At 69.2% G+C, this 17,446-nt stretch carries 13 protein-coding genes, 3 pseudogenes and 2 CRISPR repeat arrays (1 of these 18 cut by a window edge); of the genes and pseudogenes, 12 read left to right on the top strand and 4 right to left on the bottom strand.

Translation table 11 applies throughout. The features are described 5' to 3' along the window. Together ACZ67Q_RS38490 and ACZ67Q_RS38485 are read right to left on the bottom strand one after the other, a co-directional pair. Positions 1 to 101: pseudogene (locus ACZ67Q_RS38490) on the bottom strand (IS5/IS1182 family transposase); the annotation flags it as partial. 37 nt (positions 102 to 138) lie between these two features. Further along, positions 139 to 1,093 (bottom strand): annotated as a pseudogene (locus ACZ67Q_RS38485) (IS481 family transposase). Positions 1,094 to 1,635: 542 nt separating this feature from the next. Here ACZ67Q_RS38485 and ACZ67Q_RS38480 point away from each other — a divergent pair. Then, the gene (locus ACZ67Q_RS38480) at positions 1,636 to 2,409 is read left to right on the top strand and encodes a hypothetical protein (RefSeq protein ID WP_471192002.1); all 774 of its coding nucleotides are present in this window, start codon (positions 1,636 to 1,638) and stop codon (positions 2,407 to 2,409) included. Between the two features lie 603 nt (positions 2,410 to 3,012). Here the strand turns inward: ACZ67Q_RS38480 and ACZ67Q_RS38475 are convergent. Further along, positions 3,013 to 3,231, bottom strand: coding sequence for a hypothetical protein (locus ACZ67Q_RS38475; RefSeq protein WP_471191999.1), 219 nt, complete (start codon positions 3,229 to 3,231; stop codon positions 3,013 to 3,015). A gap of 179 nt (positions 3,232 to 3,410) precedes the next feature. Between ACZ67Q_RS38475 and ACZ67Q_RS38470 the strand changes: the two genes are divergently transcribed. Both ACZ67Q_RS38470 and ACZ67Q_RS38465 read left to right on the top strand, forming a co-directional pair. Continuing rightward, positions 3,411 to 4,091, top strand: coding sequence for an HNH endonuclease family protein (locus tag ACZ67Q_RS38470; protein WP_471191996.1), 681 nt, complete (start codon positions 3,411 to 3,413; stop codon positions 4,089 to 4,091). Positions 4,092 to 4,141: 50 nt separating this feature from the next. Next, positions 4,142 to 4,600: a hypothetical protein gene (locus ACZ67Q_RS38465; RefSeq protein WP_471191992.1), complete on the top strand. Its 459-nt coding sequence runs from the start codon at positions 4,142 to 4,144 to the stop codon at positions 4,598 to 4,600. Between the two features lie 51 nt (positions 4,601 to 4,651). On the opposite strand, the gene ACZ67Q_RS38460 is transcribed toward ACZ67Q_RS38465, so the two are convergent. Then, positions 4,652 to 4,885, bottom strand: coding sequence for a hypothetical protein (locus tag ACZ67Q_RS38460; RefSeq protein ID WP_471191990.1), 234 nt, complete (start codon positions 4,883 to 4,885; stop codon positions 4,652 to 4,654). 73 nt (positions 4,886 to 4,958) lie between these two features. Between ACZ67Q_RS38460 and ACZ67Q_RS38455 the strand changes: the two are divergent. The 9 genes and pseudogenes from ACZ67Q_RS38455 to cas2e all read left to right on the top strand — a co-directional run. Further along, positions 4,959 to 5,409 (top strand): annotated as a pseudogene (locus tag ACZ67Q_RS38455) (transcriptional regulator); the annotation flags it as partial. Positions 5,410 to 5,830: 421 nt separating this feature from the next. After that, positions 5,831 to 6,471: direct repeats of the CRISPR family, unit length 29 nt; unit sequence GGGGCCATCCCCGCGTGCGCGGGGAGCAG. 232 nt (positions 6,472 to 6,703) lie between these two features. After that, positions 6,704 to 9,631, top strand: coding sequence for a CRISPR-associated helicase Cas3' (cas3, locus tag ACZ67Q_RS38450; protein WP_471191987.1), 2,928 nt, complete (start codon positions 6,704 to 6,706; stop codon positions 9,629 to 9,631). Positions 9,632 to 9,659: 28 nt separating this feature from the next. Continuing rightward, positions 9,660 to 11,318 carry a type I-E CRISPR-associated protein Cse1/CasA gene (casA, locus tag ACZ67Q_RS38445; protein WP_471192011.1) on the top strand — a complete coding sequence of 553 codons (1,659 nt, stop codon included), beginning with the start codon at positions 9,660 to 9,662 and terminating at the stop codon, positions 11,316 to 11,318. After that, positions 11,315 to 11,986, top strand: coding sequence for a type I-E CRISPR-associated protein Cse2/CasB (casB, locus tag ACZ67Q_RS38440; protein ID WP_471191984.1), 672 nt, complete (start codon positions 11,315 to 11,317; stop codon positions 11,984 to 11,986). Before casA ends, casB begins: the two co-directional genes overlap by 4 nt. Further along, on the top strand, positions 11,983 to 13,176 hold the full coding sequence (cas7e, locus tag ACZ67Q_RS38435) for a type I-E CRISPR-associated protein Cas7/Cse4/CasC (protein ID WP_471191982.1): 1,194 nt from the start codon (positions 11,983 to 11,985) through the stop codon (positions 13,174 to 13,176). Before casB ends, cas7e begins: the two co-directional genes overlap by 4 nt. After that, complete coding sequence (gene cas5e / locus ACZ67Q_RS38430; protein ID WP_471191980.1) at positions 13,173 to 13,895, top strand: type I-E CRISPR-associated protein Cas5/CasD; 723 nt, start codon at positions 13,173 to 13,175, stop codon at positions 13,893 to 13,895. The genes cas7e and cas5e overlap by 4 nt, the downstream gene beginning before the upstream one ends. Beyond that, complete coding sequence (gene cas6e / locus ACZ67Q_RS38425; RefSeq protein WP_471192008.1) at positions 13,895 to 14,659, top strand: type I-E CRISPR-associated protein Cas6/Cse3/CasE; 765 nt, start codon at positions 13,895 to 13,897, stop codon at positions 14,657 to 14,659. The genes cas5e and cas6e overlap by 1 nt, the downstream gene beginning before the upstream one ends. A gap of 5 nt (positions 14,660 to 14,664) precedes the next feature. Continuing rightward, positions 14,665 to 15,651 carry a type I-E CRISPR-associated endonuclease Cas1e gene (cas1e, locus tag ACZ67Q_RS38420; RefSeq protein ID WP_471191977.1) on the top strand — a complete coding sequence of 329 codons (987 nt, stop codon included), beginning with the start codon at positions 14,665 to 14,667 and terminating at the stop codon, positions 15,649 to 15,651. Further along, a complete protein-coding gene (cas2e, locus tag ACZ67Q_RS38415) occupies positions 15,648 to 16,004 on the top strand; it encodes a type I-E CRISPR-associated endoribonuclease Cas2e (protein ID WP_471191975.1) in 357 nt (118 codons plus the stop codon). The genes cas1e and cas2e overlap by 4 nt, the downstream gene beginning before the upstream one ends. Positions 16,005 to 16,094: 90 nt before the next feature. Further along, a CRISPR array of direct repeats spans positions 16,095 to 17,446; the repeat unit is 29 nt; unit sequence CTGCTCCCCGCGCACGCGGGGATGGTCCC (it continues 2,337 nt past the right edge of the window).

The raw sequence follows: 17,446 nt of genomic DNA, 5'->3' as shown, positions 1-17,446 counted from the left end.
CGGCGATGGTCGGCCCACCGTCGTCCACGGACTGGATCGGCCGGCATCAGCGGCTCGATCCGGTCCCACATCGCATCAGTGATCACTAATCGGACGGACACATCCGATCAACTGACTTACCGACCAAAGAGACACGCTCTAGCTGTATTGACCTGAAGCGTTGTTGACGCGGCTGATCGGTGGGTGACCGCCGAGTGCGGTGTGGCAGCGGTGGTGGTTGTAGGTGTGCAGGAAGTCTGCCAGGGCGGCGGTGCGTTCGTCGTTGCTGGCGTAGGGCCGCTGGTAGGCCCACTCATCGAGCAGGGTGCGGTTGAAGCGTTCGACCTTGCCGTTGGTCTGCGGCCGGTAGATGCGGGTGAGCTTGCCGACCGCGCCGAGGTCGGCAAGCGCCTGCCGCCAGGCGAAGCTCTTGCGGTAGGGCCAGGCGTTGTCCGTCAGGACGCGCTCGATCCGGTCGACGCCGCAGGTGGCAAAGAAGGCGGCGGCCCGGGTCAGGAAGGCTGCGCAGGTCGCGGCCTTCTCATCTGGGTGGACTTCGCTGTAGGCGAGGCGGGTGTGGTCGTCGACTGCGGAGTGGATGTAGTCGTAGCCGGTGGTGCGGCGGCGGTCGGGGCAGGCGGCACGGCCGTGGACGCGCCAGCCTCCGCCGTCGGGGATGCGGCCGAGTTTCTTGACGTCCACATGCACGAGTTCGCCGGGCCGGCTGCGTTCGTAGCGGCGGATGACCTGGCCGGTGGGCCGGTCCAGGAAGGCCAGGCGGTTCAGGCCGTGGCGGGCCAGGACCCGGTGCACGGTGGAGGCGGGCAGGCCCAGGATCGGCCCGATGCGGGCCGGGCCCAGCTTGCGCTCCTGCCGCAGCCGGCAGATGCGGTCCTCCACCGCTGCTGCCGTGCGGTGCGGCGTCCTGCGGGTCGGCTGGAACGGTCGTGCAGTCCGGCCTCGCCCTCTGCTCGCCAGCGGCGCAGCCACTTGTAGCGGTGGCCCGGGAGATGCCCATCTCGGCAGCGACATGGGCGACGGGACGGCCCGAGCGGACACGCTCGATGAGCAGCCGCCTGCCGTGAACGGTCAGCCGGGCATTACGGTGGGACACGAAGACCTCCGTGCGGTGCAGTCCTAGACAGCTCCACCACACCGGAGGTCTTCGCCATGATCAAGCCCCGTGGCTGTCAACAACGCTCGTGATCAATACATCTAGGCCCTGTCGTTTGGATCATGCCGGCGTCGCGGGGTCTGGCACGCGCATCTGCCGCGTTGTCGTCGGTTGCCAACGCTCCGCGTTGGCGCCCTCCTCCGCCTTGCAGCTGCACGCACCAGACCCCGCTCGGGTCGGCCAAGAGGTGCCGCGCCTCTTGGCCAGCCTGATCCAAACGACAGGGCCTAGCCGCCGGCCCGCTCGGCGGCGGGGTCTGATGCAGGCTGGGCACACGACCAGGGCGTGCGGCCGTAGCGGACCGTAAGTCCCTGGCTTCTCTGCACTCCCGGTGGCTGGTATCCAAGCCCTGCTCCACTCCTCTGCCTCGGTGCAGGCTCTTGCCGTTTAGGTCGGCAGGAGCAGGCTGACCGAGTCGCTCCCTTGGGCTCGGTATTGGCTGAGCCAAAATGTGCTGGTGTATGAGTGAATGAAGGAGGCGAATGACAGGGCGACTTCGCGCGAGCTGGCGGGAGATCCCGTCAAGTGTTCGGGTGGTATGCAAAGTCTTGCCGCCCCTAGGTCTCGCGTTCATCGCGTTGGGCATCTCTGGTGACATTGAAGAATGGTGGCCCAGTCGGGTCTACACGACAAACCTTATTTCCGGCTTGACTGGCCTCCTTTTCGGTGTGCCCTTCGCTCTTGTCGTAATCAGTCGACTGGCAGAAGATCAGGCGCGCATTAGCGAGAGGCGCCAAGCGCATGTCTTTGCCGCTCGCATTGCGCAGGAATTTCACGAAGTCGTCCTGCGGGTCCTGTGGAATCCACAGGACCGCTTGGACCCATTGCCTCACCTCGAAGGGGCTGCTGTGGCCGCCCAGAGAGCCACCCATAAGCAGGATGAAGAAGATGCGTGGTTGCAACTAAATAATGATTTGCGTGGCGTTTTTGGGGATCTTAGGGCGACTGTCCGATGGGCCGATGAAGTAGCAGCCCTTTGGCGCATTCTGCTCATTGAGGTCCATCCTCGCCTGCTTGGGTCAGGGCTTAGATGGCTTCCCGCTCATTCCGTCACCGCCATCAGTCAAGCGGTGAATGAAATCGTTGGCGGTCTTGAAGTATTTGACGAGGCAATTCTGACGCGCGCGTGGACCGATGCTCTTATGAAAAGCCAGGACTGGACTACCGCCGTGTATCAGCTCGCTCGAGAGCTTGATTCCGTACGGGACATCCTTGCTGGCGGGCACCTCAACGGGGAGTCACGGGATGTCGGCTAATCGAGAGTGGTTGTAGATTGCAATCGGTACTCAACGCGCGGCTCTGGGAAGCTGTATATAGGAGCAGGGTGCAGTTAACGCAGCAGCGTGCGCAGTGCCCCACTTGGCTCGGTCGGAACCCGAGGAGCAGCGCCGCGGTGGCCCGGTCCGTCGTGGGATCGGTTCGTCTGGGCGCACCGTCCATGCTCACGACGCTACGTCGGAGCCGTTCTCACCGCCCGGGGACACCGGCTGGGCAGTGGGCAGCGCCCGCCTGCCGGGCGGACGGGGTAGCCCACCGCCCTGCTGCGCATCGCGGTAGGGGCCCAGTGTGCTGCGGTGCGCGATGCGCAGGCCGTCTTGTGGCCACTGATACGCGCGGGTGCCCTTCGAGCCGGATCCCTCCGCATCCACCAGGACCTGGTAGATGACGCGACCGTCTGACCAGTCCTGCCGGGCTTGTACCTCAGCCCGCCGCCACCGGCCCGCTGGCATCGCCCAGAAGGCGGGCGGATCCCTCGGAGTCCAGGTCCACACGACCGGCTCTGGGCCGTCCTCCGGGCGCCAGGGCCGAGCCGGCACACCTCCGAAACCGCGCCGCTCATGCGCTTGCTCCGCGCCGGATCAGGAGATCGCTGAGAGGCTGCGGGCGTGGGGAGCGGCTGCGTAGAGCGTGGAGGCGGCCGGGGTGCGCCGGCCGTGCCAGTGGGGGTGGAAGAGCACCTCGCCCGACAGCTGGACGAGTCGTCTGCGCAGCGCGGTGCGTGGGTGCGCGGCGAGTTGGCGGTAGGTGGCGTGCCACTCGTCAACCGCCCGGGCGAGGTCGTCGGGAATCGGTCGCATGGCTGAATTCAATCATGTGTTCGATTTTCTTCGCTCGCCGACACACGCCGCTGCGCCGGGGCGACCATCCGACTTTCCCCTCCATCGAGTGGAGTCACCGCTGCTTCCCGGGCGTGCCGCCTTCCGGGACCGCTACGAAGATCACGACCAGTCGGTGATCTTCGAGAGGACCCCCTGTCGTGCGCCTCCCCCGTACCGCCGCCATCGCCGCCGCCCTCACCGCCCTGCTGCTGCCCGCCACTGCCCACGCCGCTCCGGCCGGCGCCGCCGTGCGCGATCCGGGGCAGACGCTCACCGCCCCGGTGCGGGACGGCCTGGCCCATCTGCCCATCGCCGCGGAGGACCGCACCGGCTACCAGCGCGACGCCTTCAAGCACTGGGTCGACGCCGACAAGGACGGCTGCAACACCCGCGCCGAGGTCCTCAAGGCCGAGGCCGTCATCGCACCCGAGCAGGGCCCGCGCTGCACCCTGACCGGAGGCCAGTGGTACTCCCCGTACGACGACCGCTACATCGACGGCCCGCGGGGCCTGGACATCGATCACCTCGTGCCGCTCGCCGAGGCCTGGGACTCCGGCGCCTCCGCCTGGTCGCCCGCGGAGCGCGAGGCTTACGCGAACGATCTGGGCGACGACCGGGCGCTGATCGCGGTGTCGGCCGCCTCGAACCGGTCCAAGGCAGATCAGGACCCCACCACCTGGCTGCCACCGGCCGCAGGCTACCGCTGCCAGTACGTCACCGACTGGATCGCCGACAAGATGCGCTGGGGCCTGAGCATCGACGAAAGCGAACAAGCCGCCCTGTCAGAAACCCTCAACCAGTGCCCCAACACGCCGGTCACCGTAGAGCTCGCCCGCTGACGACCCGCCCGCCCCGCAGCCCGCGCACACCCGACCGAGAGGACCGCACGATGCACAGGAAACGCCTCGCCGCAGCGGCAGGAGCCGCCCTGCTGACCACCCTCGCCGTACCCGCCGACGCCAACGCCGCCGCCATCGCCTGCGGCGGCGCCGTCTCCACCCAGAACATCGGCGCACAAGGCTGCATCAGCGCCGAGCGGTTCAAGGACAACAAGATCTGGTGGCGCGACATCAAGGCGCACGCCGTCATCACCAACTCCCGCGCCCACGCCTCCTACGTCGACTACGAGGCGTTCATGAACGTCCAGGGCTCCAGCAGCTGGACGAAACTCGGCAACGGGCGCACGCTCGTTCAGCGCCGTTCCACGATCGGCCCCTTCGAGATCGGCTCCGCAACCCGCATCTGCGGCCCGGTCAACGCAAAAATCACCATCCGCGTCCACGTCCGGCCGACCGGAGGCGCCTGGTCAAACTGGAGCAGCGCCGCGACGTCGCAGTGCCAGACCTGACCTCACCTACGGCGAATCCCCCGCCTCTGGCAACAGGAGGCGGGGGATTCGTCACGTCAACGCGGCCATGTGCTGGTCAGGGCTTGTTGGATGGTCGGGGGTGGCTCCGGCCCAGTACAGGGCGGTGTCGACGTCGCGTGCGGTCCAGCCGTCGGCGCGTGTTCCGCTGTGGTGCAGGAGGTCGTCGAGGAGTTGGACGTAGCGGCCGTAGCGTCCCGGCGCGGGGGTAAGGGTGAGGCCGAGGGTGTCGAGGGCGTGTTGGACGCGACGGTCGTAGACGGCCATCCGGGTGGGTGCTGCTGCGGTTAGGACGGCTGAGGCGAGGGCGCCGCCGCTGCGGAAGCCGGGCAGTTCCCCGATGAAGCCGCGCCCTTGGCGGGCGGCCTCGCTGCGCGGGACGGTGGTGTCGCGGACAACGGTGACGGCCCGCCTGCACTACCTCACCCGCAGCGACCGCGCCCTCGCCACCGCCCGCGCAGCCGGCCTCACCGCCACACCCCGCACCATCCGCGCCTGGCTGGCCGGCACCCGCGCGCCGTCGAAGAAGAACCTTGAACGCATCGAGCAGGCGTATCGCGTGGTGCCCCGTGAGAACGTCGCCCGCTACCTGCTCGCCCGCCTCAACCGCGCCGGGCGCGGAACCCGGGTGGAGTTCCACCCGCTCAACCAGTCGCAGGTCTCGCCGTGAGCTGAGCTTCCGCCCCCTCAACGTTCGTCGCTGGGACCGGATTGTCGCCGCATGGGCGGCCGGCGACGACCAGGCCCTCGATGACGCGTGGGTGTCCGACGCCGCAGTCGACCTTGGCTCCCCGAGTGCGCGGGGAGCAGGTGGCCTGGCCGTAGGTCGACATCGACGTCATGGGACCATCCCCGCGGGCGCGAGGAGCAGGTGTCCGGCATCCTCACATCGTCACCCAGATGCGGGCCGCAGGACCATCCCCCGCGGGCGCGGGGAGCCGACTGCACCAACGGGCGGACCACGCCCTTCCTGGGGCCAGACCCGCGAGCGCGGGACGCAGCAGCTGGCCAATCCCAACGACCCCAACACGGTGAGACCATCCCGCATACCGGGGAGCAGAAATCCGGTCGCCTTGGAAAGAAACAACAGAGGGACCATCCCCGCGTGCGCGGGGAGCAGGCGGTCTCGTTCAGGTTGTCCCCCACGTACTTGGGACGATCCCGCGTGTGCGGGGAGCAGGGGGCTTCTTCCAGCCCCTGGGCTCGGATGTTGGGAGCATCCCCGCCTGCGCGGGAAGCAGGGCGCCTCGGAACGGCCGCCGTTACGCGGCGCGGGACCAACCCCGCGTGCGCGGGGAGCAGATCCAGACGGTGCGCGGCGCGTTCGGCCACCTGGGGCCATCCCCGCGTGCGCGGGGAGCAGGGGTATGTGTCCGTCGTCCCGAGCGCCCGCGGGGGGGCCATCCCCGCGTGGGTGGGGAGCAGCGCCCGCGGTCGGGGGTGTCGATCTCGACGGTGGGGCCATCCCTGCGTGCGCGGGGAGCAGGCCGTCGTCGCCGGCGGGCAGCCGGCCGGGGAGGGGCCATCCCCGCCTGCGCGGGGAGCAGCCCAGCGCACTCGGTGCGTTCCGCCTGGGCGTCGGGGCCATCCCCGCGTGCGCGGGGAGCAGCAGCGGCAAAACCCCCTCCGGCAACGGCGGTAGGGGCCATCCCCGCGTGCGCGGGGAGCAGGCCCACACCCGACACGCACACCCCCACCACCGGGGGCCATCCCCGCGTGCGCGGGGAGCAGACCCGGAGATCCTGTTCCGCTGGCACCAGTGGGGGGCCATCCCCGCGTGCGCGGGGAGCAGGAAGACGGTACAGCCGGTACGGAGACGAAGTCGGGGCCATCCCCGCGTGCGCGGGGAGCAGACTATGTGACCTGCGGGTTTGCAGGGCCAGTGCCGTGTTTTCCATGACTTCTCGAGAGTCCGACAAAATTTCGCATCACCCACCCTGCAGTTCCTGCTGTGCCGCGGCCCAGCCGGAGACCCAACTTAGGGCTGCCCGCGTGACGTCCGCTGTCTAGCTTGCGCCAACTGTAGATCCTGCCCGTTTCTTCATATCGGTGTCACGCTTCGCTTACACCCTGTATGTATCTGGCATGACAGGCGAGGGGGGCGCCCCGGTGGGGCTTCATGCCCGGCTGGGCAGGCCGGCGTTGAGCGTGTGGGCCAAGCACGAGCGTGATTCCGACCGGTGGCTGCCGCTGTGGCGGCATATGGAGGACAGTGCCGCCGTGGCCGGGCGGTTGTGGGATGAGTGGCTGCCGTTGTCGGTGCGGAGGCTGATCGCTGGTGCGCTGCCCGCTGGGGAGGGCGATGCGCGCCGGCTGGTGGTGTGGCTGGCTGGTGCGCATGACATAGGGAAGGCGACGCCTGCATTCGCCTGTCAGGTGGAGCAGTTGGCGCAGGTCATGCGAGGTCATGGGCTGGAGATGCGTTCGCGGCAGGCGATGGGTGCGGACCGGCGGCTTGGACCGCACGGGCTTGCGGGACAGGTGCTGCTGGGGGAGTGGCTGGAAGAGCGGCACGGCTGGACGGTCAAGCAGATGGGGCAGTTCACGGTGGCGGTGGGCGGGCATCACGGGATGCCGCCCGAGCACGGCCAGATCCAGGCACTTGACCGCCACCCTGAACTGCTGCGCACGCGGGGGTCGAGTTGGACGCTGTGGAAGCGGGTGCAGGAGGAACTTCTCGACGCGTGCGCGGACGAGTTCGGCGTGCGGGAGCGCTTGATGGCCTGGCGGGTGGTGAAACTGCCGCAGCCAGTGCAGGTGCTGCTGTCTGCGCTGGTCATCGTCTCCGACTGGATTGCCAGCAATCCCGACCTCTTTCCCTACTTTCCTGAGGACGTCCCCCGTACGGGCGCCGAGCGCATCGCGGCCGCCTGGCGTGGGCTCGACCTGCCGGGACCGTGGCGTGCTGAGGAGCCGGTCGGGGATGTCCAGGAGCTGTTCGCATCCCGGTTCGACCTTCCGCCGGAGGCGAAGGTCCGGCCGGTGCAGGAGGCGGCTGTGGAACTAGCACGCGGGATGGACGAGCCAGGGCTGATGGTGATCGAGGCACCCATGGGGGAGGGGAAGACGGAGGCCGCGCTCGCCGCTGTGGAGGTTCTTGCCGCTCGGTTCGGGGCGGGTGGTGTGTTCTTCGCGTTGCCGACGATGGCCACCGGTAACGCGATGTTCCCCCGTCTGCTGGCGTGGCTCGACCGTCTGCCTGCTCCGGAGGGGACTCGTTACTCGGTTCTGCTGGCCCACTCCAAGGCGGCCCTCAACGAGGACTTCGCCGATCTGATGGGCCGGGGCCGGCGGATTGCCGCGGTCGATGTGGACGGGCCGGGGGAGCAGGAGTGGCGGCCGTCGAGCCGTGACCGTTTTGCCGCTGCCGAACTCGTCGCCCACGCGTGGCTGCGGGGGCGGAAGAAGGCCATGCTGTCCTCGTTTGTTGCCGGCACGGTCGATCAGTTGCTGTTCGCCGGGCTGAAGAGCCGGCACCTGGCGCTGCGTCACCTGGCGATCGCCGGGAAGGTCGTCGTCATCGATGAGGCGCATGCTTACGACACGTACATGAGCGTCTATCTCGATCGGGTGCTGTCGTGGCTGGGCGCGTATCGGATGCCGGTGGTGGTCTTGTCCGCGACGCTGCCGGCCGGCCGGCGGCGAGAGCTGGTGGAGGGGTATGCGGGTAAGACCACTGGTGAGGTTGCGGCTTCGTTCGAGGCTGTCGCCCAAGCCGGTGATTATCCGCTGTTGACAGCGGTCACGCCCGGTGGCGCGCCGGTCATGCGGTGTCCGGCGGCCTCGTTCCGCGGCACGGACGTCGAAGTGGAGCGGCTAGAGGACGACGTGGAGGTCCTCGCCGACCGGCTGGAGAGAGACCTGGCCGGGGGCGGTTGCGTTCTGGTCGTCCGCAATACGGTGCGCCGTGTCCTTGAGACAGCGGCTGCGCTGCGCGAGAGGTTCGGGGATGCGAACGTCACCGTCGCCCACTCGTGTTTCATTGATCTTGACCGTGCCGACAAGGACGCCGGTCTTCTGGCACGTTTTGGGCCGCCGGGTAAGAGCGATCGGCCGTCGTCGGCGCACATCGTTGTCGCCAGCCAGGTCGCCGAGCAGTCCCTGGATGTCGACTTCGACCTGCTGGTCACCGACCTCGCACCGATTGACCTCCTGCTTCAGCGCATGGGACGTCTGCACCGGCACCTGCGCGGGGGTGTGGAGCAGAGCGACCGGCCTGAGCGGTTGCGTAGGGCACGCTGCCTGGTCACCGGTGTCGACTACAGCGCGGCCGTTCCCGCGCCGGTGCGCGGCTCGCTCGCCGTGTACGGGGCGTATGCGTTGCTGCGTTCCGCTGCCGTCCTGCAGCCGCACCTCGACGGTGGCCGGGAACGTCCTGTACGGCTGCCCGCGGACATCAGTCCCCTGGTACAGCGGGCCTACGCCGATGAGTTCGACGGCACGTCCGGCTGGAAGGAGGCGCTCGAAGTTGCCCGCGTGCGCCACGACGAGCATCGCATGGACCAGGCCGAGCGGGCCGCGACGTTCCGGCTGGATGCCGCCGCCCGTCCCGGCCGGCCGTTGTTCGGCTGGGTCGCAGCAGGTGTCGGTGACGCGGACGACACCCGCCAGGGGCGCGCCCAGGTCCGTGACAGCCGCGAAAGCCTGGAGGTCGTGGTCGTGCAGCGGCGCGCCGACGGCTCCCTGGTCACGGTGCCGTGGCTGGAGCCGGATCGTGAAGGCCGCCCGCGTGCAGGGCTGTCACTGCCCACAGACCAGGTGCCGACCGCTTTCGCGGCCCGTACGGCGGCGAGCTGCGGACTGCGGTTGCCGATTCAGTTCAGCTACGCCGACGTCATGGACCAGGCGATCGACGAGCTCGAGGAGCTCTACATCCCTGCCTGGCAGGTGAAAGACAGTCACTGGCTCGCCGGCCAGCTGATTCTTCCGCTCGACGAGCATTGTCAGACCCATCTGGCAGGCTTCCAGCTCCAGTACAGCCCTCATGACGGCCTGGAGGTGACCCGTGCCTGAAGTCGACCCGAACGACGGCACCGGTGTGATGTCGTTCGACCTCACCACTCAGTCGTGGATCCCCGTACTCAGACGGGACGGTACTCAGGACGAGTTATCGCTGCGGGAGGTGTTCGCGCAGGCGGCCGACCTGCGGCGCATTATCGGCGACCTGCCCACCCAGGAATTCGCTCTGCTTCGTCTGCTCCTCGCGATCGCGCATGATGCGCTCGATGGGCCGCAGGACATCGATGAGTGGGCGGATTTGTGGGCCGGGGAGAACTGCTTCGGGCCCATCGAGGCGTATCTCGAGGCGCACCGCAGCCGGTTCGATCTGCTGGATGGGGCTGCACCGTTCTTCCAGACGCCTCATTTGCGGACCGCGAAGGGCGAGGTGTTCTCCCTGAACCGGGTCGTGGCCGACGTTCCCAATGGGGAGCCGTTCTTCACCGCGCGCATGCCCACCGTCGAGCGGCTCACCTTCGCCGAGGCAGCCCGCTGGGTCGTGCACGCGCACGCCTACGACACGTCCGGCATCAAGACAGGTGTGCACGGCGACGCGCGCGTCAAGGGCGGCAAGGTCTATCCGCTGGGTGTCGGATGGGCCGGGAACCTCGGTGGCGTCTTCGTCGAGGGCGCCACGCTGCGCGAGACGCTGCTGCTGAACCTGGTGGCCGCCGACACCTCCGGCGTGCAGGTCGATGCAGAGGATGCGCCGGCGTGGCGCCGCCAGCCCAGCGGCCCGGGCGGCGCGGAGCGCGCCCCGACCGGTGTACGCGACCTGTACACGTGGCAGACGCGGCGCCTGCGGCTGCACTTCGACGCTGACGGCGTGCACGGCGTCGTTCTGGGCTACGGCGACCCGCTGTCCCCTCGTGGCCGGCAGCACCGGGAGCCGATGACCGCCTGGCGGCGCAGCCGGACGCAGGAGAAGAAGCTGAAGCAGACGCCGGTCTACCTGCCGCGTGAGCACGCGCCGGAGCGGTCGGCCTGGCGGGGGATCGGCGCGCTTGTCATCAACGAGGAGCAGGCCTCGTCGGGGCCGGAGCCGGCCGACTACCTACGGCCGGGCATCTTGGAGTGGGTGGCCCGCCTGGTCACGGAGGGGGAGCTGGAGGCCGGTTTCCTCGTGCGGGCGCGGATCATCGGTGCACGCTATGGCACGCAGCAGTCCGTGATCGACGAGGTCGTCGACGACCACGTGGCCATGGCCGTTGTCCTGCTGCACCAGCAAGACCGGCGCTACGCCGAGCAGGCCGTCGCAGCCGTCGGCGACGCCGATCTCGCGGTCAACGCACTCGGTGACCTCGCCACCAACCTGGCCCGCGCGGCCGGCACGGAGAGCGATGGGCCCCGCTCGAGTGCACGCGATCTCGCCTACGGTCTTCTCGAGGCCCCGTACCGCACCTGGCTGGCCCGTCTCGCCGAGACCGACGACCCGTATGCACGCCGTGGTGAATGGCAGCAGCAGGTGTACGCCATGGTCAGCGAGCTCGGTGACCGGCTGACGGCCGCGGCCGGGGACGCGGCGTGGCAGGGGCGCATCGTCGCGGTCAAGCACGGCACGGAGTGGCTCAACTCGGCACTCGCCGGCAAGTGGTTCCGCGCTGCCCTGCACAAGGGACTGGGGCGTCCCGACTCCTTCGACACAACGCCGGACGCGGACGCAGGCCCGGCGCCCGAAACCACCGTGAAGGCACCCGCATGACCACCGTCACCACACATGTCACCCCGCGCACACGGGTCAGCACTCTCGCCGCCGCCCACATCACCGCCCTGCAGCGCGGCTACCTCACGGACCAGTCCCACGCGGTCGCGGCCCTCGCCCGGCTGCGGCGCGGCGCCGGCCGTCCCGCCGGGCAGCTGCCGGACCTGTGGCCCCTGATCGACACCGGCCCCCTGCACGACACGCCGGACGGCGCGAGGTCTTTGACCGAGAGGGAACTGACCAGGGCCGAGGACGCCCTGCACACCGCTCTCACCCTCTACGCCCTGCACCAGCAGTCCCGCCGCACGGCCATGTACCAGGCAGACAGGCCGGACCGCCGCAGAGGCCTGGGCAGCGCAGTGCGCCGGATGATGAAGCCCGGTGAGATCGACGAGGCCGTGCACAAGCGCCTGGTCCGCGCCGGTACCGCGCCCGATCTGACCGTCCTCGCCCAGCGGCTGCGCGACATCGTCGTCCTGCTGCGCCGCGAGGACATCCCGCTCGATCACGCCCTGCTCGCCGGACAGCTCTACACCTGGCAGTGGCCCGGCTGTTCGGACACCGTCCGTCGGGAATGGGGCCGCTCCTTCCACGCCTGCCACGCCAAGCCCACTTCCGCCGGCTCTGACAGCACCAGCACCACGGACACCGACAAGGACGCCTCGTGAATCGCATCTTCCTCGACGTGCACGCCCTGCAGACCGTCCCGCCGAGCAACATCAACCGCGACGACACCGGAGCGCCGAAGAGCGCGGTCTACGGGGGAGTGCCGCGCGCCCGTGTCTCCAGTCAGGCCTGGAAGCGCGCCACGCGTACCTACTTCAAGGATGAGCACCTGCTCGAGCCCAGTGAGCTCGGTGTGCGGACCAAGAAGATCGTGGAGGTGATCGCAGCCCGGATCGCCGAGTTCGACTCCTCCCTCAAGGGTGAGGCCGCTTTGCGGATCGCGGACGAGACGGTGAAGGCCACCGGCTTAAAGACGGAGGTTCCCCAGCGCAAGGCGGCTGCCGTCAAGGACGGAGAGCCGGAGCCGGCACCCGAGTCGAAGTACCTGGTGTTCCTCAGCACCCGCCAGCTCGACGGCCTGGCCCGCCTCGCCGTCGAAGGCGCTGCCGACATCGCCGCGTTCTTCAAGAACAAGGACAACAAAAACCGGGCGAAGCAGATCGCCGACACCCATCACTCGGTCGACATTGCCCTGTTCGGTCGCATGGTCGCCGACGACGCCGACATCAACGTCGACGCCGCCGTCCAGGTCGCCCACGCCCTCAGCGTGCACCGGGTCGAGAACGAGTCCGACTACTACACCGCCGTCGACGACGAGAACTCCGACGCCGAGACGGGCGCCGGCATGATCGGCACCGTCGATTTCAACTCCGCCACCCTGTACCGCTACGCCGCGCTCGGCGTCCACCAGCTCGCCGCCAACCTAGGCGAGGGACTGCGCGAGGACGAGTCGCGCACGGAGCCGGTCCGCCGGGCCGTGGAGGCCTTCGTCCACGGGTTCGTCGCTTCTCTTCCCACCGGCAAGATCAACACGTTCGGGCACCACACACTGCCCGACGCGGTGATCGTCAAGCTGCGCACCACCCGGCCGGTCAGCTTCGTTGCAGCCTTCGAGGACCCGGTGCGCGGCGCCAGCGGCGGATTCGTCCGCGAGGCCTGCGAGCGCCTGGCCGAGTACATCCCCGACATCGAACGCGCCTACGGCGACGACGACTCCACGCTCACCTGGGTGCTGCGAGTCGGCCCCAACACGAACAAGCTGGCAGGGATCGGCACCGAGTCGGCCACCATCGGCGAACTCGTCGCCGCTGTCGGCCAGGCCGTCGCCGAACGCCTGGAGAAGCCCGCATGAGCGTGCTGACCCTCCGGCTCGCGGGCCCCCTGCAGTCCTGGGGGGCCTCGGCTCGCTTCGCCCGCCGCACCACCGAATCCGCCCCCACCAAGAGCGGCGTCATCGGCATGTTCGCCGCCGCCGCCGGCATCGAACGCGGCGACGACGACGCACTGGCACCGCTGGCCGCGCTGCGGTTCGCCGTCCGCATCGACCAGCCCGGCACCCGCGTACGTGACTTCCACACCGCCCACCACGCTGTCACCGGTAAATCCATGCCGCTGTCCGAACGCTTCTACCTCGCCGACGCCGTTTTCGTCGCCGCCCTCCAAGGCGATGCCACCCTGCTCACCACACTGAACGCCGCCATGCGCGCCCCGGCGTATCCGCCGTTCCTCGGCCGCCGCTCCTGCCCGCCCTCCCTGCCGGTCGAACTGGGCCTCCACGACCACGACGACCTCCTGGACGCACTGCGCACCGAGCCCTGGCAGGCCTCACCCTGGTACCGCAGCCACCACCGCGGCCAGGAGCACATCGAACTGACCGTGCTGCGCGACGCCGACCCGGACGAGCAGCACACCGCGGACACCCTGCGCGACCAGCCCCTCAGCTTCGCCGCCCAACACCGGCGCCACGCCCTGCGCACCCAGGTCACCTGCAGCGTGCGCATCCCCAACCCGGACGCCCGGCACCTGCCCCGCCACGACCCGTTCGACGCCCTGGACGAAGAGAGCGCATGATGTACCTCACCCGCTTCCGCGTGAACACAGCGCGCTCCGGTGCCCGCCGCCTGCTGTCCTCCCCTCAGACCATGCACGCGGCCATCATGTCGTCCTTCCCCGCACTGCTGCCCACCGAAGCACCCCCCTCAGGCGGTCCACGCGTCCTGTGGCGCCTGGACCAGGCCGCCCGCGCCGAAGTCATGCTGTACATCGTCAGCCCCGAACGACCCGACCTCACCCACCTCGTCGAACAAGCGGGCTGGCCGGCCGTCGCGCAGCCCAGCGAGCCGGGCTGGCAGACCCGCCCCTACAGTCCCTTCCTGGACCGCCTCGACAGCGGCGACGAGTGGGCGTTCCGTCTCACCGCCAACCCCGTCCATCAGATCCGCCGCAAGGACGACGAACCCACCAAACGCACCGCGCACATCACCCCCGCACACCAGATCGGCTGGCTCCTTCAACGCCAGGACACCTGCGGCTTCCGCATTCTGGAGAAAGCCGACGCCAATCGTCTCCTCCCCAGCGGCACCACCCACACCAAGCAGCCCCACCACGGCGACCGGTACGAGGTGACCGTTCAGGACAAGCGCCCCCTCGCCTTCGACAAGTCCCACGGCACCGGCCGACGATCACCCGTCACCCTGGTCACCGTCACCTTCGACGGCCGCCTCCAAGTCACCGACCCGCAACTGCTGCGACGCGCCCTCACTCAAGGGATCGGCAAGGCCAAAGCCTACGGCTGCGGCCTGCTCACCCTGGCACCACTGCGCACAACAGGCTGAGCCCGGTGACCACCGTCAATCGACGCGCGACGCTCACTCCGCGCCACCTCGCCCGCACCAGCGACCGGCTGTCCTTCATCTACCTCGAACGCTGCACCGTGCACCGGGACGCCAACGCCATCACCGCCGAGGACGCCAACGGGACCACCCACATCCCATCGGCAACCATCGGCACCCTCCTCCTCGGCCCCGGCACCCGCATCACCCATCAGGCGATGAGCGTCCTCGGCGAAACCGGCGCCGCCGTCTGCTGGGTAGGAGAACAAGGCGTGCGCTACTACGCCGGCGGCCGCGCTCTGTCCCGCTCCTCCGCGCTCGCCGAAGCCCAAGCCCTGCAGTGGGCCAACACCCGCAGCCGACTCTCCGTCGCCCGCGCCATGTACCGGCTGCGCTTCCCCGACGAGGACCCCGCCCGCCTCACCCGCCACGAACTCCTCGGACGCGAGGGCACCCGCGTCAAGGATTGCTACCGAGCCCAGTCCGCCCGCACAGGCGTTCCGTGGCACGGCCGGCGCTACACCCCTGGCGACTTCTCCAGCGGCGACCCCGTCAACCAAGCCATTACCGCAGCCGCCCAGTGCATGTACGGCATCGCCCACGCCGTCGTCGCCTCCCTCGGATGCAGCCCAGCACTCGGCTTCATCCACTCCGGCCACGAACTGTCCTTCGTCCTCGACATTGCCGACCTCTACAAGACAGAAATCGGCATCCCCCTCGCCTTCGACATCGCCGCTGAGGACGAGGAAGACGTCGGCCCGCGCACCCGCCGCGCCCTGAGGGACCGCATCAACGCCACATCCCTGCTCGAGCGCTGCGTCAACGACATCAAACACCTCCTGCTGCCCGAGACAGCCTCGGCAGGAGCAGCGAACGAAGACCAAGACGTCGTCACCCTCCACAGCGACAGGGACCACACCGTCGCCTCAGGCCACAACTACGGCGACGAAACTGACGATCATGGCGCCTACTGCGACGTGGAGCTCTCCTGGTGACCGTCATCGTCCTCACTAACTGCCCGCCCGGCCTAAGGGGCTTCCTTACCCGCTGGCTCCTCGAGATTTCAGCCGGCGTCTTCATCGGCAACCCGTCTGCCCGCATCCGCGACCTGCTCTGGGACGAAGTCCAGCAATACGCCCACCAAGGCCGCGCTCTCCTGGCCCACACAACGAACAACGAGCAAGGCTTCACCTTCCGCACCCACGACCATGCCTGGCACCCGGTCGATCATGAGGGCCTGACCCTGATCCGTCGCCCGAACGTCAAGGCGCCTACTGATGCCGCAAACACACCCCGGAAAGGCTGGAGCAAGGCTTCCAAACAACGACGGTACGGTAGAACCAAGTAAGTCCCTCTCGCCTCTATGTGCTGTATGTCGGAATCGGTGAAACTGCATCTAAGCGGCCAACATCCGCAGCAAAACCGCAGGTCACCGAGTCTGCTCCCCGCGCACGCGGGGATGGTCCCCGGTCGGCGGGGACCTTCCTTCGCTGGGACGACTGCTCCCCGCGCACGCGGGGATGGTCCCTCAGACAGGATGTTCTGCGCGTGACGAACAGTCTGCTCCCCGCGCACGCGGGGATGGTCCCTCGTCTGGAACGAGGCGTACGGCTGGGTGCTGCTGCTCCCCGCGCACGCGGGGATGGTCCCTCGGCCGCGTCGCGTTCCAACTCGGCCGTGGCCTGCTCCCCGCGCACGCGGGGATGGTCCCAAGCAGCAGGCGCCGCAGATCCTCGTGCCGTTCTGCTCCCCGCGCACGCGGGGATGGTCCCTCCTCGACTCCGCCGAGCGAGGTGAGACGGTACTGCTCCCCGCGCACGCGGGGATGGTCCCACGTCGGATGACAACCCCTTCGGCGTCGCCTTCTGCTCCCCGCGCACGCGGGGATGGTCCCATCTTCGGCATCGCTCACTGGAACGCGGGCGGCTGCTCCCCGCGCACGCGGGGATGGTCCCTTCCGGTGGGTGTACTCGCTCGGCGGCACGCACTGCTCCCCGCGCACGCGGGGATGGTCCCTCGCGGCCGTCGACTTGTTTGCACGGGGTGCACTGCTCCCCGCGCACGCGGGGATGGTCCCAAGCTGGACTCCCTCGCGCGGCGGGGCGCGGCCTGCTCCCCGCGCACCCGGGGATGGTCCCAACTGACGCCCCTGTTCGACGCGGCCGACGGCCTGCTCCCCGCGCACGCGGGGATGGTCCCGAGACGAGTGTGAAGGCCCGGAGCCCTCGCAGCTGCTCCCCGCGCACGCGGGGATGGTCCCTGGTCCGTTCCTCGGGGCTGCTGTCGTCCCCGCTGCTCCCCGCGCACGCGGGGATGGTCCCAAGTTCTGGTCGGTGGAGTCCTATCTGCGGTTCTGCTCCCCGCGCACGCGGGGATGGTCCCCTGGCAGCGTGAGCCGCCTCCCACGCCGTCCGCTGCTCCCCGCGCACGCGGGGATGGTCCCTTCCGCAAGCCGTCGACGACAGGGAGGCGCCGCTGCTCCCCGCGCACGCGGGGATGGTCCCGCGGGAGCCGACGATGTTCTGAATCCAGTCGACTGCTCCCCGCGCACGCGGGGATGGTCCCGTTGACGCCGACACGACGCCGGCTCGCGCTCACTGCTCCCCGCGCACGCGGGGATGGTCCCTTCGGCAAGATGCTGTGGCACGGGATCGTCGACTGCTCCCCGCGCACGCGGGGATGGTCCCGGTGACGAGTCGGCCGTCGCCGTCGGGGTGCACTGCTCCCCGCGCACGCGGGGATGGTCCCCAACGCATCGGACTGCTACGGCTGACCGACGACTGCTCCCCG

This window comes from Streptomyces sp. NPDC036813, from assembly GCF_055609245.1.
This window is presented reverse-complemented; position numbering and strand designations above follow the sequence as displayed.